This is a genomic window from Flavobacterium noncentrifugens (genome assembly GCF_900100375.1).
In the GTDB taxonomy this organism is placed as follows: domain Bacteria; phylum Bacteroidota; class Bacteroidia; order Flavobacteriales; family Flavobacteriaceae; genus Flavobacterium; species Flavobacterium noncentrifugens.
On sequence record NZ_FNEZ01000002.1, the window covers coordinates 355,576 to 379,928 of the forward strand.

26 protein-coding genes are annotated in these 24,353 nt (G+C 41.2%); 10 read left to right on the forward strand and 16 right to left on the reverse strand.

The genetic code is table 11. From position 1 onward, the window contains the following. Positions 1 to 73 precede the first annotated feature (73 nt). Positions 74 to 283 carry a zinc ribbon domain-containing protein YjdM gene (locus BLS32_RS06280; protein ID WP_091392989.1) on the forward strand — a complete coding sequence of 70 codons (210 nt, stop codon included), beginning with the start codon at positions 74 to 76 and terminating at the stop codon, positions 281 to 283. A gap of 46 nt (positions 284 to 329) precedes the next feature. On the opposite strand, the gene BLS32_RS06285 is transcribed toward BLS32_RS06280, so the two are convergent. The 9 genes from BLS32_RS06285 to recF all read right to left on the reverse strand — a co-directional run bounded on the left by BLS32_RS06285 (position 330) and on the right by recF (position 9,496). Beyond that, positions 330 to 1,151, reverse strand: coding sequence for an energy transducer TonB (locus BLS32_RS06285; RefSeq protein WP_091392991.1), 822 nt, complete (start codon positions 1,149 to 1,151; stop codon positions 330 to 332). Between the two features lie 116 nt (positions 1,152 to 1,267). Continuing rightward, a complete protein-coding gene (locus BLS32_RS06290) occupies positions 1,268 to 1,819 on the reverse strand; it encodes an RNA polymerase sigma factor (RefSeq protein ID WP_091392994.1) in 552 nt (183 codons plus the stop codon). Continuing rightward, positions 1,810 to 2,916: a glycosyltransferase gene (locus BLS32_RS06295; protein WP_091392996.1), complete on the reverse strand. Its 1,107-nt coding sequence runs from the start codon at positions 2,914 to 2,916 to the stop codon at positions 1,810 to 1,812. Before BLS32_RS06295 ends, BLS32_RS06290 begins: the two co-directional genes overlap by 10 nt. 97 nt (positions 2,917 to 3,013) lie before the next feature. Continuing rightward, entirely contained in the window at positions 3,014 to 3,628 is a 615-nt protein-coding gene (locus tag BLS32_RS06300) for an FMN-binding negative transcriptional regulator (RefSeq protein WP_091392998.1), read from the reverse strand. A gap of 2 nt (positions 3,629 to 3,630) precedes the next feature. After that, positions 3,631 to 4,644, reverse strand: a complete 1,014-nt coding sequence (murB, locus tag BLS32_RS06305) for a UDP-N-acetylmuramate dehydrogenase (protein WP_091392999.1) — start codon at positions 4,642 to 4,644, stop codon at positions 3,631 to 3,633. A 6-nt stretch (positions 4,645 to 4,650) separates the two neighbouring features. Then, positions 4,651 to 5,322 carry a DUF2461 domain-containing protein gene (locus BLS32_RS06310; RefSeq protein ID WP_091393001.1) on the reverse strand — a complete coding sequence of 224 codons (672 nt, stop codon included), beginning with the start codon at positions 5,320 to 5,322 and terminating at the stop codon, positions 4,651 to 4,653. Next, positions 5,319 to 6,017: a thioredoxin domain-containing protein gene (locus BLS32_RS06315; protein ID WP_245699353.1), complete on the reverse strand. Its 699-nt coding sequence runs from the start codon at positions 6,015 to 6,017 to the stop codon at positions 5,319 to 5,321. The genes BLS32_RS06310 and BLS32_RS06315 overlap by 4 nt, the downstream gene beginning before the upstream one ends. Positions 6,018 to 6,076: 59 nt before the next feature. Further along, positions 6,077 to 8,188, reverse strand: coding sequence for an ATP-binding response regulator (locus BLS32_RS06320; RefSeq protein ID WP_091393003.1), 2,112 nt, complete (start codon positions 8,186 to 8,188; stop codon positions 6,077 to 6,079). Between the two features lie 228 nt (positions 8,189 to 8,416). Then, positions 8,417 to 9,496 (reverse strand): DNA replication/repair protein RecF, encoded by a 1,080-nt coding sequence (recF, locus tag BLS32_RS06325; protein ID WP_091393004.1) that lies wholly within the window; start codon positions 9,494 to 9,496, stop codon positions 8,417 to 8,419. A gap of 233 nt (positions 9,497 to 9,729) precedes the next feature. Here recF and BLS32_RS06330 point away from each other — a divergent pair, with 233 nt between their 5' ends. The 6 genes from BLS32_RS06330 to BLS32_RS06355 all read left to right on the forward strand — a co-directional run bounded on the left by BLS32_RS06330 (position 9,730) and on the right by BLS32_RS06355 (position 16,066). Next, positions 9,730 to 10,518: a tetratricopeptide repeat protein gene (locus tag BLS32_RS06330; RefSeq protein ID WP_091393006.1), complete on the forward strand. Its 789-nt coding sequence runs from the start codon at positions 9,730 to 9,732 to the stop codon at positions 10,516 to 10,518. A 96-nt stretch (positions 10,519 to 10,614) separates the two neighbouring features. Then, entirely contained in the window at positions 10,615 to 11,106 is a 492-nt protein-coding gene (gene ribH / locus BLS32_RS06335) for a 6,7-dimethyl-8-ribityllumazine synthase (RefSeq protein ID WP_091393008.1), read from the forward strand. Between the two features lie 382 nt (positions 11,107 to 11,488). After that, positions 11,489 to 13,378 (forward strand): DNA mismatch repair endonuclease MutL, encoded by a 1,890-nt coding sequence (gene mutL, locus BLS32_RS06340; protein ID WP_091393010.1) that lies wholly within the window; start codon positions 11,489 to 11,491, stop codon positions 13,376 to 13,378. After that, the gene (locus tag BLS32_RS06345; RefSeq protein WP_091393012.1) at positions 13,375 to 14,124 is read left to right on the forward strand and encodes a rhomboid family intramembrane serine protease; all 750 of its coding nucleotides are present in this window, start codon (positions 13,375 to 13,377) and stop codon (positions 14,122 to 14,124) included. The genes mutL and BLS32_RS06345 overlap by 4 nt, the downstream gene beginning before the upstream one ends. A 22-nt stretch (positions 14,125 to 14,146) precedes the next feature. Next, positions 14,147 to 15,010, forward strand: a complete 864-nt coding sequence (locus tag BLS32_RS06350) for a rhomboid family protein (RefSeq protein WP_091393013.1) — start codon at positions 14,147 to 14,149, stop codon at positions 15,008 to 15,010. Between the two features lie 6 nt (positions 15,011 to 15,016). Next, on the forward strand, positions 15,017 to 16,066 hold the full coding sequence (locus tag BLS32_RS06355) for an endonuclease/exonuclease/phosphatase family protein (RefSeq protein ID WP_091393015.1): 1,050 nt from the start codon (positions 15,017 to 15,019) through the stop codon (positions 16,064 to 16,066). On the opposite strand, the gene BLS32_RS06360 is transcribed toward BLS32_RS06355, so the two are convergent. From BLS32_RS06360 to BLS32_RS06390, 7 genes are all read right to left on the reverse strand, one after another. Further along, complete coding sequence (locus BLS32_RS06360) at positions 16,038 to 16,673, reverse strand: WbqC family protein (RefSeq protein WP_091393016.1); 636 nt, start codon at positions 16,671 to 16,673, stop codon at positions 16,038 to 16,040. The genes BLS32_RS06355 and BLS32_RS06360 overlap by 29 nt on opposite strands. Positions 16,674 to 16,679: 6 nt before the next feature. Then, positions 16,680 to 18,224 (reverse strand): signal peptidase I, encoded by a 1,545-nt coding sequence (gene lepB / locus BLS32_RS06365; RefSeq protein ID WP_091393018.1) that lies wholly within the window; start codon positions 18,222 to 18,224, stop codon positions 16,680 to 16,682. A gap of 50 nt (positions 18,225 to 18,274) precedes the next feature. Next, positions 18,275 to 19,003: a 4-hydroxy-tetrahydrodipicolinate reductase gene (dapB, locus tag BLS32_RS06370; protein ID WP_091393020.1), complete on the reverse strand. Its 729-nt coding sequence runs from the start codon at positions 19,001 to 19,003 to the stop codon at positions 18,275 to 18,277. Next, a complete protein-coding gene (locus BLS32_RS06375) occupies positions 19,003 to 19,572 on the reverse strand; it encodes a DUF5683 domain-containing protein (protein WP_170227542.1) in 570 nt (189 codons plus the stop codon). Before BLS32_RS06375 ends, dapB begins: the two co-directional genes overlap by 1 nt. Further along, positions 19,572 to 20,471 (reverse strand): ParB/RepB/Spo0J family partition protein, encoded by a 900-nt coding sequence (locus BLS32_RS06380; protein ID WP_091393023.1) that lies wholly within the window; start codon positions 20,469 to 20,471, stop codon positions 19,572 to 19,574. The genes BLS32_RS06375 and BLS32_RS06380 overlap by 1 nt, the downstream gene beginning before the upstream one ends. 4 nt (positions 20,472 to 20,475) lie before the next feature. Next, complete coding sequence (locus BLS32_RS06385) at positions 20,476 to 21,243, reverse strand: ParA family protein (RefSeq protein ID WP_091393024.1); 768 nt, start codon at positions 21,241 to 21,243, stop codon at positions 20,476 to 20,478. A gap of 262 nt (positions 21,244 to 21,505) precedes the next feature. After that, complete coding sequence (locus tag BLS32_RS06390) at positions 21,506 to 22,387, reverse strand: SDR family oxidoreductase (protein ID WP_091393027.1); 882 nt, start codon at positions 22,385 to 22,387, stop codon at positions 21,506 to 21,508. Positions 22,388 to 22,537: 150 nt separating this feature from the next. Between BLS32_RS06390 and BLS32_RS06395 the strand changes: the two genes are divergently transcribed. From BLS32_RS06395 to BLS32_RS06405, 3 genes are all read left to right on the forward strand, one after another. Next, complete coding sequence (locus BLS32_RS06395; protein ID WP_091394628.1) at positions 22,538 to 23,392, forward strand: bifunctional helix-turn-helix domain-containing protein/methylated-DNA--[protein]-cysteine S-methyltransferase; 855 nt, start codon at positions 22,538 to 22,540, stop codon at positions 23,390 to 23,392. A 114-nt stretch (positions 23,393 to 23,506) separates the two neighbouring features. Beyond that, a complete protein-coding gene (locus tag BLS32_RS06400; RefSeq protein ID WP_091393031.1) occupies positions 23,507 to 23,758 on the forward strand; it encodes an Ada metal-binding domain-containing protein in 252 nt (83 codons plus the stop codon). Beyond that, positions 23,739 to 24,347: an alpha-ketoglutarate-dependent dioxygenase AlkB family protein gene (locus BLS32_RS06405; RefSeq protein ID WP_091393034.1), complete on the forward strand. Its 609-nt coding sequence runs from the start codon at positions 23,739 to 23,741 to the stop codon at positions 24,345 to 24,347. The genes BLS32_RS06400 and BLS32_RS06405 overlap by 20 nt, the downstream gene beginning before the upstream one ends. Positions 24,348 to 24,353: the final 6 nt, after the last annotated feature.

Consider the following 24,353-nt stretch of genomic DNA (forward strand, 5'->3'; position numbering starts at 1 on the left):
TAATATTTGATTTTTTTTAATCCTGACAGATTGCATAAATGTTGCTACTTTTGCGCTTCTAAAAACAACAAACATGGAAGTTAAAGACAGCAACGGAAATCTATTGAATGATGGTGATTCTGTAACAGTAATTAAAGATTTAAAAGTCAGAGGTTCATCAGATGTGATCAAAAGAGGAACAACGGTTAAGAATATCAGGTTAACCGATGATCCGGCAGAAATTGATTGCCGTGTCAACAAAACCGCCATGGTACTCAGGACTGAATTTGTAAAGAAAGCATAAAAAAAGCAGGATCAAATGTCCTGCTTTTTCAATTTATAAATCTGGGTTATTGCATTTGTACCGAAATTGGCAAATTGTAAGCCGTTCTCACCGCTTTGCCATTCATAATTCCAGGCGACCATTTGATTTTCAGGGCTTTCAACACACGTATCGCTTCTTTGTCAAGTCCGTAACCCGGATTGCGCAACACTTTGATATCGGTCATCGAACCGTCTTTTTCAATAACGAAGGCGACTAAAATCTTAATGGTTTTCTGCTCGTCGATCTCCGGTTTTTCAAAATTATTGCCGACATATTTATAGAATTTTTCAATGCCGCCTGGAAATTCAGGAAGCTTGTCTAAAACTGCAGTAATAACGGGCGTATTTGTATTTACCGGAACTTCAACAACTGCCGTTCCGTTTTCGCCGGTCAAAGGGTTTTCAGTTGATGTTGCGGTTCCGCTTCCCTGCCCTTCATTTGGCTGGCTGCTCATGGACTGGCTTTTAGTTGTTACATCATCAGGCTTTTCAGTACTTGATACCACCGTGGTATGGCTGCTGAGTTGCTTTTGATTTGTAACAGGCGCAGCAGCAGCTTTTTTAGGAAGCATCACTTTTGCGGATTTCGGAGTTACGTGATTTGCGATTTTTACGATCTTAAGCACATCCCAATCCTTTTCGATAGGCAATGCAGCAGGCTTAGCGCCAAAAGAACTCAGCACCATCGTCAAACCCGAAAGTGTTCCGATAAATAAAATTCCGAAAAAGAAAGCGGCTAAAGTGGTGCGGCTGCTGTCCTGGCGCAATTGATACGCGCCATATTTTTTGTTTTTTCCTTCAAAAACAAGATCGAGCCATTTTTTTTCATAGATACTAACATTTGGCATAATTAAAAATTTAATTGGTTAGGTAAGTATGTTTCATAAGTGAAGTCGTTTTAACATATAACTTCAGATATGTATAAAAAATTATATAAAAATTAAGAAATTTTTAATTTGCAGATTCAACGCTTGTTTTCGATGATCTCGGCAAGTAGTCTTTTGGCGCGCAGCAACTTGATTTTGACGTTGCTCAAAGGCTCACCCAATTGGTCGGCGATTTCCTGATAACTCAATTCCTGGAAATATCGCAGTTGAATTACTTCCTGGTAATGCGGCTTCAATTGCTTGATGCATTGCAGCAAACTTGAAAGATTTTGTTTGGCAATAAGCTCGTCTTCAGCAGACGGCGCGGTGTCGGCAACGTTATAAGCGGCGTTGTCTTCGTTGTCGGTAATGTCGATAAAAAGCGAAGATTTCTTTTTTCGGAGCAGGTCAATGTGGACGTTTTTTGCGATCGCGATCAGCCAGGTATTGAACTGAAATTCGGGGTTGTACATCGCGATTTTATCAAAAGCTTTGGAGAAAGTTTCAATCGCAATGTCTTCAGCGTCGGTTTCGTTTTCGGTACGTTTCAGCATAAATCCGTAGACTTCATTCCAATAATGGTCCAATAGAAAAGTGAAGGCATTTTGGTCTCCGTGCTTCGCTTTTTCTATATAGGCTGTTATTTCCAATGTACGGGTTTTGAAAAAATATTGCTTAAAAAAATATTCAATTGTGTGAAAACCAAGGTGATTTCAATGATCGGAAACCAATACATCACATCTTTTTCCTTTAATTTCCCTGCCGAAAAGCCGAGTGTCAGCCAGGCAAACAAATATCGGAATCCAATCAGTCCCAAAACGATGATCCATTGAAACCGGAATGCCAAAAGGACAATTGGTAATATGAGGAACAGCAATTGGGACAGGTAAAAAACCGCTAATTGTGATTTGTCAAACGGTTTGTAAAAAGAAGCGGTTGACACATGCCGTCTTTTTTGGGTAAACCATTCTTTAAAGGTTTTCTTCGGTTCCGAATACGTAAAACTGTCCGGTGTGTAACAAATCGTCGTGTTTTTTGCGGTCGCCGCCTGATTGATGAACAAATCGTCATCGCCGGAGCGTATTTTCATGTGGTCGATAAATCCGTTTACATTAAAAAATTCTTCTTTTTTATAAGCCAGGTTCCGGCCAACACCCATGTATGGATGCCCGGCTTTCGCCCATGAAAAATATTGCACTGCGGTGAGCATCGTTTCAAAACGGATGATTTTATTCAGGAATGAATTTGCGATTTTTTCGTATTTTCCGTAGCCGAGAACAATAGTTTTCTGCAACGTAAACTGCGAAGTCATGTCTTTGATCCAGTCTTTTGATGTCGGATAGCAATCGGCATCGGTAAAGAGCAAATATTCTTTTCTTGCTGCTTTAATTCCCAGCGTCAGTGCAAATTTTTTGTTGCCCCAAAAGGCTTCGTTGTTCTCTACCTTAACGAGTTTGATGTTCGGATATTGCTTTTCAAACCCTTCAAAAAGCTCGAGTGTTTCATCGCTTGAAGCGTCATCGATCAATACGATTTCAAAATCGGGATAATCCTGTTCGGCGAGGATCGGGATAAATCTTACTACGTTTTTTTCTTCGTTTTTTGCGCATACAATTACTGAAACCGGAATGCGTTTCGGGTTGCTTTTCTGTGTTTTCGAATACGCAAATTTTCCGAAAATCACCAGATAATAAAAAAGCTGAATGGCAACAATGACGATAAAAAGATAAAAAGTAATGGTCAACATATAAGCAGGTTGTCTTTTAAAATCCCGAAGTTTCGGGACTGCAAAGGTACAAATTCAAATAGGAATATTAAATAAGCATCCGAATTTATTGAGAACTTTATCGCGGGCATTTCAACATTTCACCTGCTACAGCAACCGAATCGGGATTTCCAGTCTTTTGAAGTTCAGAAATAATGTTTTCGTAGTTTTTGGCATCGCGGTTCTGCGACATTTTTTTAACGGCCTGAATGTCTTCAATCAAGATTTCAAAAGAAACAATGCCGCGGGTTTGCATCATCGCACGTTTGGATAAATCTTCAATTCTGACCGGATTTTCAGAGGTTGCTTCGTATTTGTCAACGAGTTTATTCAATGCAGATAACATTGCTTCGCCTTCAATGATTTTTATGGTTCCGTAAACGTGAACAGCAATGTAATTCCACGTCGGCACATTTTCATGGTCGTACCACGAAGACGAAATGTAAGCGTGCGGCCCGGAAAAAACTGCCAGTACTTTTTCATCGGATGCAAAACTTTTCCATTGCGGATTTTCTTTTGAAAGGTGTCCGAATAAAACTTTCTGACCAGCTTCATTGACATCCAATTCCAGAGGAATGTGCGTTGCCCAGGGTTTTCCATCAACCTGATTGATTAAAATCCCAAAACTGTTGGCTTGCAGGAATTCAAGGATTTCCGCGTCATTTTCGTTCTGATAACCGTCGGCGATGTACATAGTTAAATCACATTTACTTCAGCTTCGATCGAAATCCCGAATTTTTCCCTGATCGTTTGCTGAATGTCTTTCGACACATTTAAAATTTCCTGTCCGGTCGCATTGCCATAATTGACCAAAACGAGCGCCTGGTTTTTATGGATTCCAGCGTCGCCGAAGCGTTTGCCTTTAAATCCGGCCTGTTCGATGAGCCAGCCGGCGGGAACTTTAACTTCGGTTTCAGATACTTCGTAGAATTTCATTTCGGGGAATTTAGCATGAATCGGACTGAATTCGGCTTTGGAAATGATCGGGTTCTTAAAGAAGCTTCCGCTGTTTCCAAGTTCTTTCGGATCGGGCAGTTTGCTTTGCCGGATCGCAATGACGGCGTTGCTGACGTCTTTTAATGTTGGCGTAACAATATTATTTTTCGACAATTCCGAACTGATATCGCCGTAAGAAATATTGATTTTATGGTTTTGTTTCGTCAGTTTAAAAATCACAGAAGTAATGATGTATTTGTCTTTTTCGGCATGCTTGAAAATGCTTTCGCGATACCCAAAATGGCATTCTGATTTGGTAAAAGTGCGGAGTTTTTGGGTCGCAATTTCCATCGCTTCACATGACACGAAAGTGTCTTTAATTTCTGTTCCGTATGCACCGATATTCTGGATGGGCGTCGTGCCGACATTTCCAGGAATTAAGGACATGTTTTCGAGTCCGCCAAAATGCTGCCCGATCGTAAACAGTACAAATTCATGCCAGTTTTCCCCGGCCATCGCTTCTATTTCTACAAAATCCTCATTTTCTTTTACGATCCTGATGCCTTTTAAATCGACATGGATTACAAGTGCATCAATGTCTTGTGTCAAAAGCATGTTGCTTCCGCCACCGAGGATGAATTTTTTTTCGTTCGGATTTTGCTCTAAAACGGTTTTCAATTCCGCTATCGAATGTACGGCGACAAATTTCCTGGCGTTGGCTTCAATGCCAAAAGTGTTGTATTTTTTTAAAGAAAAATGATTCTTGATTTCCATATACGGTTAAGATTCGTCACTTGTTAAGGCGCGGTTCAGGAATTCGTTCAGCGGTTTCAGCGCGATAAGTTTTGCTGCGGTTTTTTTGACAAAATCTTTATCAGTTAAAGTTTTATCGTCAATTTTCGCCGATGCCGTAAAGCTTTTGAGTTTCAGGAATTCAATCGCCGGATGGTCTTTTTCAAAATCTTTAGGTGACGTTTTTAATACATTGTCGCGATCGAGTGCGCCAAAAACCGATTTGAAATTTTTGTCATCTACGATATCTTCAAGTTCATCATAAAAAAAAGCAATTTCCTTCCTGACTTTCTTTAAATCTGGCGCGTCGGGCCAATACAATCCTGCTGCGATAAAACTTGCGCCGTTTTCAATATGGATGTAATATCCGGAAAGATTTGTGTTTTTGGATCCGGCCGACATCCAGATGCCCATATGCGTTTTGTAAGGCGTTTTGTCATTGCTGAAACGGATGTCACGGTTTACGCGAAAGACACAATTTTTGACTTCCAGATGATCGAGCATATGATCGTTGGGTTTTATTTCGTCGAGAAAATCCTGAACCAATTGGTAATATTCTTTTTTATAGGATTCGTAGCGCGATTTGTTGGCAAGAAACCAGTCGCGGTTGTTGTTTTTCTTTAAATCGTCAAGAAATTTCAGGCTTTCTTTTGAAATCATTGCAGTTGTTTTTTTAAGTCGCTTTCGCTGATAAAACCTTTGTGAATCCATTTTTGCTGGCCGTTTTCGTATAAGATCAGCACCGGAAGTTCGTCGAGTTTCATTTCAGAAACCAGCGTTTTATTTTCATCAGCGTTAAGCCTCGAAAGGGTCATTTTGCCTTTCAAATCGGTTTGCATTTTGAGTAAGTAAGGCGTCATTTTTTTACACGGCTCACACCAATCGGCATAAAAATCGACTAGTATTTTTTTGTCGGATTTGATTAAATCGCCATATTCCTGGCTGCACATTCCTATGATCTTGTCGCTGGGCTTGGAGAATCCGGCAGCGTTCCATTTCATGATGCCGCCTTCGAGATTGTAGACTTCGGTAAAGCCGAGTGCGCTGAGTTTGTCTGCTGCTTGTTTGCTGCGTCCGCCTACTTTACAATACACGAAAATGGGTTTGGATTTATCGTATTTCGAAGCATTGGAAACGAAATTTGGATCGTTCCAATTCACGTTCTCGGCTTGTTCCAAATGTTCTCCTGAAAATTCTTCAGGCGAGCGCACATCTAGAATCTGTGCATTTGGCGTGGCTTTGATTTTTTCGGCGTAAACTGCAGCCGGAATCGTTTGGACGTTCTTTGAGGTTTGGGCATTACAGCCCATGATAAATAGGCAGAAGCCCATGATTGCCGAGATTTTTGCTTTCAATTTGTGCAGATTTTAATGTCGGCTAAATTACAAATTTTAAGCAATCAAAACGTAATTTGTTAGGCCAAAACTTTGAGCAGTTTGGTGTAGAATTCTTCTTTGTTGATCGGTTTGATCAGGATTTCATTGGCACCGATTTCACTGATATCGGCATCCGACATATAATTGTTTCCGGTAATCAGCATGATTGGTGTGCCTGAATTGCTGTTATTTAACTGTTTGATTTGTTGGATCAGTTCAATTCCGGAAATGTTTCCAATCTGCAGATCGGTGATGATCAAGTCGACGGTTTCGTTTTCGAGGTATTTTTTGATGTTCTTGCTGGCGGTAAAATCTGCAATTTCAAACCCGACTTTAGAAGCCAGTTTTTTCATAATCGCTACGACCATCTGATCGTCATCGACCAGCGCAATCCTAATGTTTTTGCCTTCAAATTTTTCCTGCAATTGTACTTGTGCGGTTTTGTGCGATGCGTCCATTTTTTCAAGGAAAATATGAAAATGGATCGTCGTTCCCTGATTGATTTCGCTGTCGACAGAAATTTGACCACCGTACAATTCCACGATTTCCTTGCACAGGCTCAGGCCAAGCCCGGCGCCAAAACTGATCTGGTCTTTATAATGTTTGCTCTGGTAATATTTGTCGAAAATTTTGTCCAGGTCTTCTTTCGGAATCCCGACACCGGAGTCCTTTATTGTCACATCAAAACGGTATTTCCCATCTGCATCAGCCAGTTTGCAGGTCACGACAATGTTGCCGTAATTCGTGAATTTAATGGCATTCCCGATCAGGTTGTAAAACAGCTGGTGGATTTTTCCGTTATCGGCCAAAACCTCGTTTTTCATGTCGGGGTCAATATTGCTGATCAATTCGATTTTCTTAACTTCTGCCAATGATTTCAGTGATTCCAGAATGGTGCTGACTTCTTTTTTAAGGTTGATCTTAGAGTTGTATAAAACCAGTGTCGTGTTTTCATTTTTAAAGAAATCCAGAATTTGGTTGACCGTGATCTGAAGCGAATTCGAAGTAAAATGCATCAGGTTGATCGGGTTGCTGAGCGCCTTGTCGGTATTCGATAATTTGAGTTTGTTTGACAGGTTTGAAATGATATTGAGCGGTGCACGCATCTCGTGGCTTAACATGCCAATTAGCCTGTTTTTAAATTCTACATTGTTTTCTGCAATGGTTTTTGCCTTGGCGAGTTCTTTTTCAAATATGTAGGCAAAGAACGAATACAGCATCAGTAAAATCGTACAAACGATCATGGACAGCAATAAAATCCCGACCAGCGATTTTTTATTCTGGATGTTCGACATGGCATTTTCAAGCTGCTGCTTTCCTGAAAGCTGTGCCGATTCTGTATAAAACATCAAAAGATCCTGGGAATTCTGAAGTATTTTTTTATTGACCACCATCAGTTCCTTGTCTTTTTCGCGAAGGTGCGAATAGGTGTTGCGTAATTGCCCGAATTCCTTCTGGTAATGTGCGCTGGTGCTTTCAAAAATATTTTTCATCTGGTCTTCGATCGTACCCGTTTTCTTGGTATTTCCGTAGACCATTTTGATGTAAATCTGGAGTTCTTCGCGCTTGATCTCATAGCGTCCTTTAATTGCATCGCCAATGCGCGTCAGCAATCCTTTTTGTATGACATCATCCGAAAGACGTATCGAATCGTATTTGATCGAACCCAATACTTTTTTGAAATTATATGGATTCATTTCATAATCGTCGGCATTTTGTGCGGTAAGCGGATAAACGCCAACTTTGAGCAAAGCATCAAGCTCTTTTCTAAGGACTACGATTTCTTTTTCTTTATCTTTTTTAATACTAACGGCGTAATGGAAATCCTTGTCGTCATTGACGAGTTGGTTCAGGCTGTCAAGATAGACCGACATTTTATCAAGGGAATTGCGATATTCCAAAAGTAAATTCTGGTCGTATTGGTGCAGGTATTCGTTGAAATAATTCTCGGCGTCGAAATAATTTTTCGTTGCACCATTGGTGTATACAAAAGCGAGGTTTTGGTTTTTAGAGTTTTCAAACGACTCAGACAAAAGTTTCTCATCTGTAGTTTGTTTGTACCATAGCACTAAAATCAATATCTGGACAAAAAGAACAAATATGAATAATGCCAGGTGTATTCGTTTTCGTTGCCTGAATGATACAGCCATTTTTATTAAATTAAGTTTATAATAGGGGTTAAACTTTTTAACAATCGTTTATAAAAACGAATGCCAAAAATAACCAAAAACAGCGTTGCAATGCCTAAAGTATTGATTTTTAGGAATAATTTCGGTAACGTGTGCGTTTTATAATTTATGTGGGAAGATTAAACAGAAAAATTAAATTTAATGTAAATAATGCCTTTGTTTTGATAGATGAATTGTAGGTTAACGCTACTAAAGGTTGAATATTCTATAGCTTTGATGCGTAGATTTTATCACGGTTTCCGTGCGTTCCGGATGCGTATCCGAAATAAACAATTGACCGAACTCATCATTGTTGACCATTTCTACAATTTTCCCGACACGCGTTTCATCCAGTTTGTCGAAAATATCATCAAACAATAAAATTGGTTTTTGGCCGCATTTCTTTTTGATGAAATCAAACTGCGCGAGTTTCAGCGCGATCAGGAAAGTTTTCTGCTGCCCTTGCGAACCAAATTTCTTGATCGGGTAGTGGTCGATCTCAAACAAAAGGTCGTCTTTGTGGATGCCAACGGAAGTATATTGCAGCGCACGGTCTTTCGCGATGTTTTCCTGTAAAAGGGTCAGCAGGTCTTTTTCTGCCAAAAGGCTGTCGTAAACGAGTTGTACGGTTTCTGAAGAATCGGTAATCGCCTGATGGTGTTTGTTGAAGATCGGAATAAAATCGGCCAGGAAAATCTTTCGCTTTTCAAAAATGCGCTGCCCCAATTCGTTGAGCTGCTCATTGTATATAGACAAAGTGTCGTTTTCAAAAATGTGGTTCGATGCAAAATATTTCAGCAAAGCATTGCGTTGGCTTAAAATTTTCTGGTATTGAATGAGTTCCTGCAAATATTTCGAATCCAATTGCGAAATCACCGAATCGATGAATTTTCGCCGTGTCTCGCTGCCTTCAACGATCAAATCGCGGTCGGCAGGCGAAATGATCACAAGCGGAATAAACCCGATATGGTCTGAAAATTTATCGTATGGCTTTCCGTTGCGCTTCAGGATTTTTTTTTGCCCTTTTTTGAGGCTGCAAACGATTTGCTCATTCCGGTCTTTAATTTCAAACTCGCCATCGATCACAAAAAACTCCTCACCATGCCTGATATTCTGTACTGCAAGCGGGTTAAAGTAGCTTTTTCCGTACGACAAATGGTAAATCGCGTCGAGTACATTGGTTTTTCCAATGCCGTTTTTTCCCGTAAAGCAATTGATCTTGCGGTCAAAATCAAAGTCGGCTTCGGCAAAATTTTTATAATTGAAAAGGGAGATCTTCTTTAAATACATCTTGAAATGTCGCGCTGTTACTGCCAAATGACAGTTTCTGAAAGCGGCTGCAAATTACCGAAAATTATCTACAAAATCCCCAATTGCCCATTTTCCAAACGAAATAATTATGAACAGCATCCCACTCATTTTTTATAAAATAAATTTAATTTTCTTATTTGAATATAAAATCGATTTTTTTTATGTGGGTTTGAATAAAAATTTTATTTTTGCGGCTCACTAATTTAAATTAAATGGCAACGTATAATAAAAGAGGTTACAAAGCTCCAAAAGAAAAAGAAGAAAAATTAGACGATAACTTTATTGAGGATGTAAATGTTGACGAAAAAGACAGTACAACCGCAGGGGTATTCAATTCTTTGGATGCAACAGCTTCTAAAACTGAAGAGTGGTTCGAGAAAAACCAAAAAGCCATCTTCGGGATTGTAGGTGCTTTGGCGCTTGTTGTTGTTGGATACGTAGCTTACCAAAAATTTGTGGTTGGCCCGAAAGAAGACGATGCAGCGAATGAAATCTTCGAAGCACAGCAAAATTTCCAGAAAGCGACTGACGGAACTGGAAAATCAGCCGATTCATTATACAATCTGGCATTGAAAGGATCTGAAGGAAAATTCGGGTTTATTGATATTGCAGATAAATATTCAGGAACAGACGCAGCAAACCTCGCAAATTACTACGCCGGAATTTCTTACCTGAACTTAGGAAAATACACAGAAGCGATTGCTTCATTAGAAAAATTTAAATCAGAAGACATCATTCTGGGCGCTTTGGCAAAAGGAGCGATCGGGGATGCGTATTCACAAAAAAACCAGCCAAAAGAAGCGTTGGATTTTTATGTAAAAGCATCTGAAATGAACAAAAACGACCTGACCACGCCACGGTTCTTAGTAAAAGCAGGACAAGCTGCCTTAGCTAGCGGAAACAAAGCCGATGCATTGAAATATTTCACGGAAGTCAAAGAGAAATATGAAAACACACCGGAAGGTTCAACCGTTGACGCATTGATCGGACTGGCACAATAAAGAAAAAACATAAATTGAGATATGAGAATTGAGGTCGTAAAAGATTTTTCAATTCTCATTTTTTTTTAATCGAATTTCAATTCTAAATACTAAAAAATGGCTACAGCAAATAAAAATCTATCCAATTACGATAAAAATACCATTCAAAACGCAAAGGATTTTCGGTTTGGGATTGTGGTTTCAGAATGGAACGACCACATTACAAATGGCCTGTATTCCGGAGCCGAAGCTGCACTTTTAGACTGCGGCGCGCTGCCTGAAAACATCATCCGCTGGAATGTTCCCGGAAGTTTCGAACTCATTTACGGCGCAAGCCGCATCACCCAAAAGCACGAACTCGACGTCGTGATCACGATCGGTTGCGTCATCAAAGGCGAAACCATGCACTTCGAATTCGTCTGCGAAGGCGTCACCCAGGGCATCAAAGACCTCAATGTAAAAGGCGATGTACCCGTGATTTTCTGCCTGTTGACCGACAACAACGAACAGCAATCCATCGACCGCAGCGGCGGAATCCACGGCAACAAAGGCACCGAAGCCGCAATTGCGGCCATTAAAATGGCTCATTTGAAAAGAACTGGAGAATAACACAGTGACAACGTTTCCAAGTTTCAAAGTTCAAAACTTACTTAGATTCTGACATTCGACTTCCGACGATTTGGGCGTTGCCTTCGGCCGGGCTATTGTTTCAATCTTTTGTTCGTGCCTCACAAAAGGATTTCCACGACTATCCCTAACGCGCACGAAGTTTTTCGGGAACAAACCCAAAATCAGGCATCCCAAACTTTTCAACGCATCAATTTTCAAACTTTTGCAACTTTGAAACGCTGCAACGCTACAACTCAGGCACTCAGCCACTCGGTTACTTTTGTGAAAACTTTCTTATTTCCAACCTTTTCACGTATGGCATAAATTCCGTACTTTTGAAAGTCGTTTTCCGAACCAGAACGACGCTAACCAACAAACACGAATGTCCAGTATTATCCAATTGCTTCCCGACCACGTTGCCAACCAGATTGCTGCCGGCGAAGTCGTGCAGCGCCCGGCTTCTGTAGTCAAAGAGCTGCTGGAAAATGCCGTCGATGCCAAAGCAACCGACATCAAACTCATCATCAAAGATGCCGGAAAATCACTTGTCCAGGTCATCGATAATGGCGTCGGGATGAGCGTCACCGACGCAAGAATGTGTTTTGAGCGCCATGCCACTTCCAAAATCCGCCAGGCAGAGGATTTGTTTTCATTGTATACCAAAGGCTTTCGCGGCGAAGCACTCGCGTCAATTGCTGCAATCGCACACGTCGAAATGAAAACGCGCCAGGAACAGGAAGAACTCGGGACGCATATTATTATCGAAGGCAGCAAATTCGTTTCCCAGGACGTTGCTGTTTTGCCACGCGGCACGTCGTTCGCAGTCAAAAATTTATTTTTCAATATTCCGGCGCGCCGCAATTTCCTGAAATCTGAAACTGTCGAACACAGGCATATTGTGGATGAATTCCAGCGTGTTGCCTTAGCACATCCAAACATTCATTTTACATACTATCATAATGGTGGCGAGTTGTTCAATTTGCCGCCATCAAATTTCCGCCAGCGTATTGTCAATATTTTAGGCGGAAAAACCAACGAAAAACTCGTTCCGGTTAAAGAAGAAACCGAAATCGTTTCGATCGCCGGATTTGTCACCAAGCCCGAATTCTCCAAAAAGAACCGCGGCGAGCAATTTTTCTTCGTCAACGACCGGTTTATTAAAAGCGGTTACCTGCACCATGCAATCATGGCGGCTTACGAAGGTTTGCTTAAAGACGGCTGCCAACCCGGATATTTTCTGTACTTGCAGGTACCGCCAAATACAATCGACATCAACATCCATCCAACAAAAACCGAGATCAAATTTGACGACGAACATGCCTTGTATGCGATTTTAAGATCTGCTGTAAAGCACAGCCTCGGGCAATTTAACGTGTCGCCGGTACTCGATTTTGAACGCGATTCGAACCTTGATACGCCGTATGCTTACAAAGATACGGAAGCATCGTTTCCAACGATTCAGGTTGATGGCAATTTCAATCCGTTCGCAGATGAAAAGCCAAACCGCCATTATGCAGCCGATTCGCGACGAAACAGCAGGGCAGAAACGTCAAGCTGGGAAGGTTTGTATGTGGGATTAAAACACGACACCGAAATGAGTTTCGAAGGCCGTTCGTCGCAGCAATCAATGACCGATGTTTCAGAGATGCAATTTGAAAGCGAAGAAGTGAATGCTTCTTTATTTGACGACAGCGACATCGAAAAAGCAGTCAATAAAACCTACCAAATCCATAAAAAATACATCGTCAACCCGATCAAATCCGGAATGGTGATTGTCGACCAGCAGCGTGCGCACCAGCGCGTTTTGTATGAGCAATTCCTTACGAACATGACGGTTTTTCAGGCAGCAAGCCAGCAATTGCTGTTTCCATTGAACCTGTATTTTTCATCTGGCGAGATGGAACTCGTTCACGAACTCAAACCTGCACTATCCAACACAGGATTTGTATTTGATCAAAATGCAGAAGACCATATCGTGATTTCAGGAATTCCGGTCAACGTGACTGAAAGCGAAGTGTCGATCGTTTTAGAGCAACTGATCAGCGATTTGCAGGACGGAATTCCCGAAAACAGCTTTAGCCAGACCGATTCGATCGCCAAATCGATGGCGCGCAGCCTAGCCGTAAAAACCGGGACTTATTTGACTGAAAAAGAGCAGGAAAACCTTGTTAACGGCTTATTTGCCTGTAAAGAACCAAATGTTTCCCCTTTTCAAAAACCCACTTTCATCACGATGCGTGTGGAAGATTTAGATAAAAAATTCGCTATATGATGCAGATTACACCAGTTGTGAAGCAACTTCTAATTATTAATATTATTTTTTTTATTGGATGTCAGATCGTAGGCGACGAAGCCTATAATTATTTGTCGTTGTTCTTTTTTGAAAATGCAAAATTCCAGCCGTGGCAGCCATTGACGCACATGTTTATGCATGGCGGAATAATGCATATTGCTTTCAATATGTTTGCTTTGTATTCTTTCGGATCTGCATTGGAGCATTTTTGGGGCGGGAAGAAATTTTTGTTTTTCTACATTTCCTGCGGATTGGGTGCGGCATTGCTGCATACCGGCGTAAATTATTATTTCTTTCACAGTGGATTGAACGATCTTATAGAGGCTGGATTTAAATCTGAAGACATTTACAGGCTTCTAAACAGCGGGCAGATTGATACCAGATGGACGGAAGTCTTAGGTCAATCGGGCATAGATAATTTCGCAGGTGCTTTTGCAACACCGGTTGTTGGCGCTTCGGGTGCGATTTACGGCTTGCTTGTGGCTTTTGCTTTTATGTTTCCGAATGCAGAACTCGCGTTAATGTTTATCCCAATTCCGATCAAAGCCAAATATTTTGTTCCGGGATTGATTGCAGTGGATCTGGTTTTAGGATTAAAAGGCAATTCGATTTTTGGCGGATCAAGTGGCATCGCACATTTTGCACATGTCGGCGGTGCTGTCGTCGGGTTCATCATGATGTGGTATTGGAAGAAAAACCAATTCAGCAACAACCGCTGGAATTAACATTCAAATTTAAAAAAATAAAATGAGCATATTCGATGATTTAAAATTGCAGTATAAAATGGGAGGCTTTGAGCAAAAAGTCATCTATTGGAATGTTGCGGCCTTTGTCATTTCAATTGTGTTTTTTTACCAGTTCAAGCTGGGTTTTTTCGCATTTCCGGATTGGATTTCGCTTTCGTCAAATGTTTCTGATTTGCTTTGGAAGCCCTGGACATTGCTGACGTATTCCTTCTTTCATGCAGGATTTTTTCACTTGTTCTTTAACATGATTGTCCTTAATTTTTCCGGACGCTTATTCCTGACATTTTTTACACAAAAGCAGTTTCTTGGATTGTATCTGATGGCCGGAATTTTTGCCGGATTGGCTTTTATCGGAGGTTATTTAATACTTGGGCAAACTGCAGCAATCGTTGGTGCTTCGGGAGCGATCATGGCAATTTTGGTAGCAACGGCAACGTATTCGCCTTATATGAATTTGAGGTTGTTGCTGGTTGGAAATGTCAAATTGTGGCAACTCACAGCAGTAATTGTTATCCTTGATCTGTTGCAGATTTTTGTTGAAAATACCGGCGGTCACATTGCGCATCTGGCGGGTGCATTTTTCGGGTTTTTCTATATAAAATTGCTTCAGAACGGAACAGATCTGACGAAAGGCGTGACTTCAATAATAAACTTTTTTGCCAACATTTTCAGCGGGAGAAAGGCATCTCCACTAAAAACCGTTCATCGCAATTACGACCGCAAGCCCGTAAAAACCGTATCTAAAATTGTTACAAAAGACAAAACGCAGCAACAAATAGATGAAATCCTCGATAAAATTTCACAATCGGGTTATGACAGCCTGACTAAGGAAGAAAAAGAATTCCTGTTCAAAGCAGGAAAATAAGCAAGTATGAAGAAACTTTCATGGTTTAACAAACTCATTTATTTTTTCAATATAGCTTTGGCTGTAGTGACGTTCCTTGCGTATGTATTGCCGTTTTTAGCACCGAAATTTTTTCCGCTTTTATCGGTGCTAACCTTAATTTTGCCGTTTTTCCTGATTGTTAATGGTTTGTTTTTTATCTATTGGCTGCTGCAATTCAAACGGCAAATTATTCTTTCTGCTCTTGTTTTACTAATCGGGATTACGTTTATCAATAAGTTTTATAAATTTTCTGCTGCCGATCAACCGGTAGAAGAAAAAGATTTTCTCGTGATGAGCTACAATGTCCGTTTGTTCAATTTGTTCAAATGGATCGATTACGAAGATGTACCGCGTGAGATCCGAAATTTCATCAATGACGAAAACCCCGACATTTTGTGTCTTCAGGAATATTCAAATTCGGCGCACATTGATCTTAAAATTTATCCGCACAATTATATTTTCATGCAGGGCAATAAAATCAAGACCGGACAGGCGATCTTTTCAAAATTCCCAATCATCAATGAAGGAAATTTAAAACTGCCAAGCTCCAACAACAGCGTCATTTTTGCCGATATCAAAAAAGGAAAAGACATCATTCGCGTGTACAATATGCACTTGCAATCGATTAAGATCTCGCCAGATGTGAATGAAATCTCGGAAAACCCTGATGAGATCAACCAGCAAAAATCGCAACAGGTCGTTCGCAGGATTAGCACCGCATTTAGAAAACAGCAGCAGCAGGCCGAGATCATCATGGAGCACAAAAAAGATTGCGAATATCCGATCATTATTTGCGGCGACATGAACAACAGCGCCTTTTCGTATGTCTACAGAAGCATTCGCGGGCAGTTGCAGGATGCATTTGAGGAAGCCGGTGAAGGTTTTGGAAAAACGTATAAATTCAGGTATTACCCAGCGCGTATCGATTATATTTTTGCCGATCCGAAAATGAAAGTCAAAAGTTTTGAGAACTTTCCCGATTTTGAAAATTCCGACCACTATCCAATTATGGCGCGGATTTCAATGCTGGATTAAGGCTTTGCTTCTTCAGATAATCCAATGCAAATCGGCCTTCATTGAATAATAAATCCAAAATACTAAGGTTGTTGATGAATCCGAATTTATCCCCGAAAACCTGCGTGTAAGGTTCAAATTTCGAGATGTCTTTCTTGCCATTTGCCAGATTTCTGAAATCCGTGTATTCGGAAACTTCATGGAAATATTCAAAAGTTTTCCCGAATTCAAAAGGAAATCCCAAACATTTCGAAACAATCTCCATCGCTTCAAAATTGAGATCCATTAAAAATTCATGCTTTTTTGTAAAGATCGGCATCAGGTTGTCTTCGAAATATTCAAAAAATGGCGAAGTCCGATAAGCCGCTTCCATCGATTTGAAATGCTGTTTCTGCCAGTCAAATGCCGTTTCTAGTTTTACATCTTTTGTTTTTTGATGCTTGTCTTTCGAATGCTTGATCGGAATATTTAGCAGTTGAATGCCGTTCGGACTGTAAATGTACGTCCGGTTCCTGTTCGTTTGCTTCTGGAAATTGTCTTCCATTTCAAACGTGATGCTGTCGGCCTGAGCCATAGCTGCAAAATGGCTGATCGAAGGAAAATATGTAGGATGAATCAGGATGCCCATCAAAAATTAAGCGTTTTCTTTTCTTTTGTTCAGGAAGAATGTGATTCCGAAATAAGCAGCAAGCGCGATCAGGAAAAATTTGAAATAGGAGTAAGGCTGTCCGTCGCCGCTAACGGTTGTAAACATGCGTTCCCAACGAATTTTATTGAGTCCTTTTTCATGCTGGTCCAAACTCAGCCAAATGAAAACCGGTTTTCCAACAATGTGGTTTTCCGGCACAAATCCCCAATAACGGCTGTCTTCAGAATTATGGCGGTTGTCGCCCATCATCCAGTAATAATCCTGTTTGAAAGTGTATGAAGTCGCTACTTTTCCGTTGATCCTGATCTCATTTCCATTGACTTTGAGGTCGTTGTTTTCATAATCCGTAATGATCATTTTATAGAACGGCAGGGTTTCGGGATTTAATGTTACGGTTTTGCCTTCTTGCGGAATGTAAATCGGACCGTAATTGTCTTTATTCCATTTGTCGTTTTGTGGAAAAACGGTCGGATCCGGCGATTTATCGATGTTTCTTGTGATGCTTTTCACGATCGGATTGGCTTTCAGCCTTCCGGCTGATTCTTCCGTAAGTGCCGCAAAGATATAAGTATTCGGCGTTCTCTGATCGATATAAACACCATCGGTAATGTGTAGTTCTTTCAATAAATAAGTCGGATCAAAACTGCCGCCGTCGGTTGCAACCGAATAAGAATATTGCGGCTTCGCGCGCTCCGGCAACACCAGCAGTTTTCCGTTATTGTAAACGTAACCGTCTTTGATCGAAAGGCTGTCGCCAGGAATTCCGACACATCGTTTTACATAATTCGATTTTTTGTCAATCGGCTTGTCAAATCTTTTTCCTGATCGGTCAAAAAACTTATAAACTGTATCGACCGGCCAGTTGAAAACGACAATGTCGTTGCGTTCAATTTTCTGCAAAGCCGGAAACCTGAAATACGGCAATTGTGGCCATTTCATGTAAGATTTTTTGTGCAAAACCGGAATCGTATCGTGAACCATCGGCAAAGCCACAGTCGTCATTGGCGTCCTGGCACCATAATGAAATTTACTCACAAAAAGAAAATCACCAATCAACAACGACTTTTCAAGCGATGCAGTCGGGATTGTAAAAGGCTGCATCACATAAGTATGTACCAATGTTGCTACAACGACTGCAAATAATAAGGAGCTGATCGTATCTCCGGCTTTCGATCTTGCAGTCAGGCTGCGATCTGAAATGTATTCTAGTTTTTGGGAGTAATTGATGTAATACGTATAAAATCCGAAAGTTGCCAATACCAAAACCGTATCTGTAGTCGAATTTTTTCCAAAGCTTCGAATGGTTTCTACCCAAACCACCGGGATCATGATTAAGTTTACAACCGGAACAAAAAGCAAAATCGTCCACCAGGTTGGTCGTCCGATTATTTTCATCAGAACAATGGCATTGTAAACTGGAACCAAAGCTTCCCAGCGCTTATGTCCGGCAGCTTCATACAATTTCCAGGTTCCCGCAAAATGAACAACCTGAACGATCAGGAAAAAGATAAACCATTGCAATAGTGTCATAATCTGAGTTTTGTTTGTAAGTAAGCCAAACTTACTTTATTGTTGTGATATTATTTTAAATTTAACACATCTTTCATAGTGAAGATGCCGGTTTTGCCAACAAGCCATTCGGCAGCGATAACGGCGCCAAGCGCAAATCCTTCCCGATTGTGTGCAGTGTGTTTGATTTCGATCGAATCGACTTTGGAATTGTATGTTACGGTATGCGTTCCGGGAACATTTTCAATGCGTTTGGCATCAATTAAGATTTGCTTCGCCAGTTCGCTTTCGCTCGTGTCATCTGGCTTTGCATCTGAAAGCACCCAACTCGAATAATCTGAGTTTTCAATAATGTCTTTTGCCAATGAAATTGCGGTTCCACTTGGCGCATCAAGTTTTTGAGTGTGGTGAATTTCTTCCATCGACACTTTGTATTGGTCGAATTTTGCCATCATTTTTGCCAGATGCTCATTCAGTTCGAAGAACAGATTCACGCCAAGGCTAAAGTTCGAACCATAAATAAACGCGCCTTTTTTGTCTTCACACAAACCAACAACATTATCATACTGATCAAGCCAGCCTGTGGTTCCTGAAATCACTGGAATCGAGGCATTCAGACAAGCCGAAATATTGCCAACTGCCGCATCTGGAATGCTGAAATCAATCGCCACATCCGCTTGATCCAATCCGTCAAAAGTATCTTTTCCTGATTTTTTCAGTACGATTTCATGGCCGCGTTCCAAAGCGATCCGTTCAATCACCTGGCCCATTTTTCCATATCCTAAAAGTGCGATTTTCATCAGAAACGGTAATTTAAAGTGAATCCGATATTCGGTTTGGAATCGAGTCCGTTCTGGAAATAAGAAGGCTCAAAAGACAAATCATCATCTACATTGAACTGCATTAAATGCGCATCAACATTAGCATCGATAATATTCAGTACATAAAAACCAACCGTTATTAAAGCCGAAAGGTCCCGGTTTTTCTGGTAAAAACGCTGTGCGCGGATCAGTCGGTCTTCATCCAAAAACGGATATTTATCATCGGTGTAACCCGCAAGACGGCGTTTGTACACATCGCGGAATTCATGGTATTTTGTATTGTTGGTCGAGTAGAAGTACACGCTCGTTCCAATCGCGCCGTAAACCAACGGCATTTTCCAGTATCTTTTATTGTACAATTGGCCCATTCCGGGAAAAATCGCAGAAAAAAAAGCCGCCTTAGCCGGAGCAAGCGGATTGATCTCGTTGCTTTTCGATTTTTTTACCGTATCGGTCACAATCAATCCGGTCCCCGAATTTCCCTGTGCCAGTAAAGTAGTGCTTCCGAAAAGAAAACAGATAAAAAATATGGCAAGCAGCTTATTCACTAACCTTTGATTAATTTGATGATTCTGTTGAAATCCTCTTCAGAATGAAATGGGATCGTGATTTTTCCTTTGCCATTTGCCGCAACTTTTACATCGACTTTCGCTCCAAAATAAGTCGCAATTGCTTTTTGTTCGTCATCTGCCACTTTAAAAGACGTTCCTTTTGCCGTTTTTGCAGGCGCAGGTTTCAGGCTTTCCTGGTAGTTTTTTACCAAGGCTTCGGTTTCCCTTACGGATAAATTTCCGCTGACGATTTTCTGGTAAATGTCGGTTTGAACGTCGAGATCATCGATGTTAATGATCGCACGGCCGTGGCCCATGCTGATAAATCCGTCACGGATTCCGGTTTGTATGATCGGATCCAATTTCAACAAACGAAGGTAATTCGCAATTGTAGAACGTTTTTTACCCACGCGCTCGCTCATTTGTTCCTGCGTCAACTGGATTTCGTCGATCAAACGTTGGTACGAAAGTGCAATCTCGATCGGATCTAAATCATGCCTCTGGATGTTTTCCACCAAAGCCATTTCTAAAGATTCCTGGTCGTTTGCAATTCTGATATAGGCCGGAACCGTAGTCAATCCGATGCTTTTCGAAGCACGAAGCCTTCTTTCACCCGAAATCAACTGGTATTTATTAAAATCTAATTTTCTAACGGTAATTGGCTGGATGACACCCAATTCGCGAATCGAAATCGCCAGTTCCTGGAGCGCTTCTTCATTAAAGTTGCTTCTCGGCTGAAACGGATTGATCTCAATCGCTTCAATGTCAAGCTCAATAATATTGCCTACGACTTTGTCTGCATTTTTATCGTCGACCGACTGAATATTATTTTCAGGGTCTTTCAATAATGCCGACAATCCTCTTCCCAATGCTTGTTTTTTGACCACTTTCGTCATAAATCTATATGCTGTTTTTCTTTAAAATTTCCTGTGCCAAATGGAGATAATTCGTTGCGCCCTTGCTCGTTGCGTCATAATTGATGATGCTTTCACCAAAACTTGGTGCTTCGCTCAATTTCACGTTTCTCTGGATGATCGTTTCAAAAACCATATCGTGAAAATGCTTTTGCACTTCCTCAACAACCTGGTTCGACAAACGCAAACGGGAATCGTACATCGTCAATAGCAAACCTTCAATATCAAGTTGCGGATTGTGGATTTTCTGCACGCTTTTAATCGTGTTGAGTAATTTTCCCAAACCTTCCAAAGCAAAATATTCACACTGAATCGGAATCACGACAGAATCTGCCGCAGTCAATGCGTTCAATGTCAACAATCCTAAAGATGGCGCGCAATCAATCAAAATATAATCGTATTGTTCCCGGATATTCACCAATGCCTGCTTCAGCATATATTCGCGGTTTTCCTTATCAACGAGTTCGATCTCGATCGCAACCAAGTCGATATGCGCCGGAAGCAAATCCACATTCGGGGCAGAAGTTTTCACAATCGCATCTTCAGGAATATTGCTGTGCTCTAAAATCTGGTACGTCCCGATTTCCACCGAGTCGACATCAATGCCCAAACCCGAACTCGCATTCGCCTGCGGATCGGCATCAATCAACAATACTTTCTTCTCGAGAACGCCCAGCGAAGCCGCTAAATTAACCGATGTTGTCGTTTTTCCTACGCCGCCTTTCTGATTGGCAATGGCAATGATTTTACCCATTTATACTTTAAAATTTTGAGGTGTAAAAATACAATTAATTATGGGTTTTTCAAGGGTTATTTGTTAACATTAGTTAATTGTCCAAAGTCGAAAGTCCAATGTCAAGCGGTTGTTCAAAAGCGGTTATTTTTCAGTAGCTTAATCCTGCTGTCCGCTGTATCTTTCGTTCCATTGCATTACACAAAAGGATGCCGCTTCCATCAGGGCTATGGCAGCAGTTTCCATCAGGCAATTCTTTCGACGTTAGACTTTGGACTTTCGACTATTTGTTCTTCTTTGCCTTAATCATCGCCTCCAGCATGTCCCACATTTCCTCAGGAATTTCTTCCAAAAGGTTGAACTGTCCCGCGCCTTTCAGCCATTCGCCGCCATCGATCGTCACCACCTCGCCATTCACATAAGCCGAAAAATCCGAGACCAGATAGGCAGCCAAATTCGCTAGTTCCTGATGGTCGCCCACACGTTTCAACGGCACTTTTTTCGCCATGTCAAATTTCTCAGCCAAATCGCCGGGAAGCAATCGGTCCCAGGCACCTTTTGTAGGAAATGGCCCTGGCGCAATCGCATTCGAACGGATTCCGTATTTCGCCCATTCGACTGCTAAACTGCGCGTCATGGCGAGCACTCCAGCCTTTGCCGTCGCACTAGGCACCACATAAGCAGATCCTGTCCAGGCATAAGTCGTTACGATATTTAAAATGGTCGAACTTTCCTGTTTTGTATCAATCCAATGCTTTCCAAAAGCCAAAGTGCAGTTTTTCGAACCTTTCAATACAATATCGATAATTGTATCAAAAGCATGTGCAGACAATCTTTCCGTGGGTGAAATAAAATTTCCCGCGGCGTTGTTCAGCAACACATCGACTTTTCCAAAAGCTTTCAATACTTCGGCAAGCATGTTTTCGACTTCGTCATAATTCCGCACATCGCATTGTATTGGAAGGCAGTTCCCGCCGGTTTGGGTTTCGAGTTCCGCTGCCGTAGTTTTGAGTTTTTCAAGGTCGCGCGAACTGATCGCTACATTGGCGCCAAGCTCTAGAAAATATTTCGTCATCGCTTTGCCCAGGCCGCTTCCGCCGCCGGTTACTACGATCGTTTTGCCTTTTAGCGCATCGTCGCGCAGCATTTTTGCAGTAAAATCCATAAAGTGTGGTTTGTTTGGTTTAAAGATAGAAAAAATTCGAAGCAGCATCCATAGATTTGCTATTTTTAAACAATGCATCCAATTGCGCAAGTTTCAGATTTTATGCCGTCTATTGCGCGTTTATCTTTGCCTTATCAAAACACAAAAACCATGAACGTGCAACAAACACTCAATTATGACCGCATTGCCGTAGCGCTCGATTACATTAAATTGCATTTTAAGGAGCAGCCAAGCCTTGAGGAAATTGCGGAGAAAGTGCATCTGAGTCCGTTTCATTTCCAGAAATTATTCACAGAATGGGCCGGAACCAGCCCTAAAAAATTTCTGCAATACATCAGCATCGAACATGCGAAAAAACTTTTAAAAGAGCAATCTACCTTATCTGAAACTGCTTTTGAAACCGGACTTTCAGGCACGAGCCGTTTACACGATTTGTTTATAAACATCGAAGGCATGACGCCAGCCGAATATAAAAACGGCGGCAAAAGTTTGTCCATCAATTACAGTTTCGCGCAAACGCCTTTCGGGAATATTATTGTCGCTTCAACATCAAAAGGCATTTGTCACATGGCGTTTTCAGAAGATGAAATTTCGGGATTTTATAACCTTCAAAGCCATTTTCCAAACGCCAATTTCAAGCAAATTACCGATTCGATGCAGCAAAATGCGCTGCATGTTTTTCAATATGACATAGACAAGATCGCCCGCATTAAGCTGCATCTCAAAGGCACCGAGTTTCAGTTAAAAGTCTGGGAAACGCTGCTCAAAATTCCCAAAGGGAAACTGTCAACTTACGGAAATATCGCATACAAAATAGAAAAGCCAAATGCGTCACGTGCTGTCGGAACAGCCATTGGCAGCAATCCGGTTGCATTTTTAATTCCATGCCACCGCGTCATTCAGGCATCGGGAAACCTGGGCGGATATATGTGGGGAAATACGAGGAAAACCGCGATCATCGGTTGGGAAGCTGCGCAAATTGATGTAGAAAAATCATTGCTTTAGTAGTTTTTGGGCGTTGCCTTCGGCCAGGCTGTTCGCTGCAATCTTTTTGTAATTCCGCTGCGCTGCATTATAAAAAGGATTTCCACTTTCATCCTTAACGCAAACTTCCAAAAAATGATAAACCATTTCAATACAAACGATGCCGCCATCCGAAAATTAATCAAAGAAAAAAAGATTGCTTTCGCAGGCAACAAAAAACTCAAGATTTACGGCACGTTTCGATGTGATTCTGGAAAACGCATGAAACGCGAAAACCGCATTTTCTTTGCCTCAGAAAATGACGCCATTGCAAACAATTTCCGACCTTGCGGGCATTGCATGAAATTGAACTATCAAAACTGGAAAAATGGATTTGTTCGGGAATAATACAGACGAAAATACCAACCTGCTACCTTACCACGGTACAGTTAATTATTTCGGAAAAGTAATGACGGCGGGCGAAGCGCAACATTATTATGACTGTTTGCTGTCAACCATCGAATGGAAAAATGATGAAGCGATCATCTTTGGAAAACTCATTATTACCAAACGAAAAGTGGCTTGGTACGGCGACAGAAATTTCAATTATACGTATTCCAATACGACAAAACAAGCGTTAATCTGGACACCGGAATTGCTCGAATTAAAAGCATTGGCCGAACAAAAAACAGGCGAAACCTACAACTCCTGCCTGCTCAATTTATACCACAGTGGCGAAGAAGGCATGGCCTGGCACAGCGATGGCGAAAAAGACCTGAAAAAAAACGGTGCGATCGCCTCAATGAGTTTCGGGGCAGAAAGGAAGTTTGCGTTCAAACACAAAAAAACAAAAGAAACGGTCTCGCTGCTTTTAGAAAACGGAAGTTTGCTGGTGATGAAAGACATCACGCAAACGCATTGGATGCACCGGCTTCCGCCGACGAAAAAAATCTTCAAGCCACGAATCAATCTGACTTTCCGGACGATCGATTTTTGATTTCAT

What these genes read in the sequence shown, in the direction of transcription:
- BLS32_RS06280 (WP_091392989.1), top strand. Translation starts at nt 74, where the DNA reads ATGGAAGTTAAAGACAGCAACGGAAATCTATTGAATGATGGTGATTCT.
- murB (WP_091392999.1), bottom strand. Translation starts at nt 4,644, where the DNA reads ATGGAAATCAAGAATCATTTTTCTTTAAAAAAATACAACACTTTTGGC.
- BLS32_RS06405 (WP_091393034.1), top strand. Translation starts at nt 23,739, where the DNA reads ATGGATTTGTTCGGGAATAATACAGACGAAAATACCAACCTGCTACCT.
- BLS32_RS06350 (WP_091393013.1), top strand. Translation starts at nt 14,147, where the DNA reads ATGAGCATATTCGATGATTTAAAATTGCAGTATAAAATGGGAGGCTTT.
- BLS32_RS06285 (WP_091392991.1), bottom strand. Translation starts at nt 1,151, where the DNA reads ATGCCAAATGTTAGTATCTATGAAAAAAAATGGCTCGATCTTGTTTTT.
- BLS32_RS06310 (WP_091393001.1), bottom strand. Translation starts at nt 5,322, where the DNA reads ATGATTTCAAAAGAAAGCCTGAAATTTCTTGACGATTTAAAGAAAAAC.
- dapB (WP_091393020.1), bottom strand. Translation starts at nt 19,003, where the DNA reads ATGAAAATCGCACTTTTAGGATATGGAAAAATGGGCCAGGTGATTGAA.
- BLS32_RS06320 (WP_091393003.1), bottom strand. Translation starts at nt 8,188, where the DNA reads ATGGCTGTATCATTCAGGCAACGAAAACGAATACACCTGGCATTATTC.
- BLS32_RS06300 (WP_091392998.1), bottom strand. Translation starts at nt 3,628, where the DNA reads ATGTACATCGCCGACGGTTATCAGAACGAAAATGACGCGGAAATCCTT.
- BLS32_RS06295 (WP_091392996.1), bottom strand. Translation starts at nt 2,916, where the DNA reads ATGTTGACCATTACTTTTTATCTTTTTATCGTCATTGTTGCCATTCAG.
- BLS32_RS06400 (WP_091393031.1), top strand. Translation starts at nt 23,507, where the DNA reads ATGATAAACCATTTCAATACAAACGATGCCGCCATCCGAAAATTAATC.
- BLS32_RS06385 (WP_091393024.1), bottom strand. Translation starts at nt 21,243, where the DNA reads ATGGGTAAAATCATTGCCATTGCCAATCAGAAAGGCGGCGTAGGAAAA.
- BLS32_RS06380 (WP_091393023.1), bottom strand. Translation starts at nt 20,471, where the DNA reads ATGACGAAAGTGGTCAAAAAACAAGCATTGGGAAGAGGATTGTCGGCA.
- BLS32_RS06360 (WP_091393016.1), bottom strand. Translation starts at nt 16,673, where the DNA reads ATGGGCATCCTGATTCATCCTACATATTTTCCTTCGATCAGCCATTTT.
- BLS32_RS06390 (WP_091393027.1), bottom strand. Translation starts at nt 22,387, where the DNA reads ATGGATTTTACTGCAAAAATGCTGCGCGACGATGCGCTAAAAGGCAAA.
- mutL (WP_091393010.1), top strand. Translation starts at nt 11,489, where the DNA reads ATGTCCAGTATTATCCAATTGCTTCCCGACCACGTTGCCAACCAGATT.
- BLS32_RS06355 (WP_091393015.1), top strand. Translation starts at nt 15,017, where the DNA reads ATGAAGAAACTTTCATGGTTTAACAAACTCATTTATTTTTTCAATATA.
- BLS32_RS06395 (WP_091394628.1), top strand. Translation starts at nt 22,538, where the DNA reads ATGAACGTGCAACAAACACTCAATTATGACCGCATTGCCGTAGCGCTC.
- BLS32_RS06330 (WP_091393006.1), top strand. Translation starts at nt 9,730, where the DNA reads ATGGCAACGTATAATAAAAGAGGTTACAAAGCTCCAAAAGAAAAAGAA.
- recF (WP_091393004.1), bottom strand. Translation starts at nt 9,496, where the DNA reads ATGTATTTAAAGAAGATCTCCCTTTTCAATTATAAAAATTTTGCCGAA.
- BLS32_RS06345 (WP_091393012.1), top strand. Translation starts at nt 13,375, where the DNA reads ATGATGCAGATTACACCAGTTGTGAAGCAACTTCTAATTATTAATATT.
- lepB (WP_091393018.1), bottom strand. Translation starts at nt 18,224, where the DNA reads ATGACACTATTGCAATGGTTTATCTTTTTCCTGATCGTTCAGGTTGTT.
- ribH (WP_091393008.1), top strand. Translation starts at nt 10,615, where the DNA reads ATGGCTACAGCAAATAAAAATCTATCCAATTACGATAAAAATACCATT.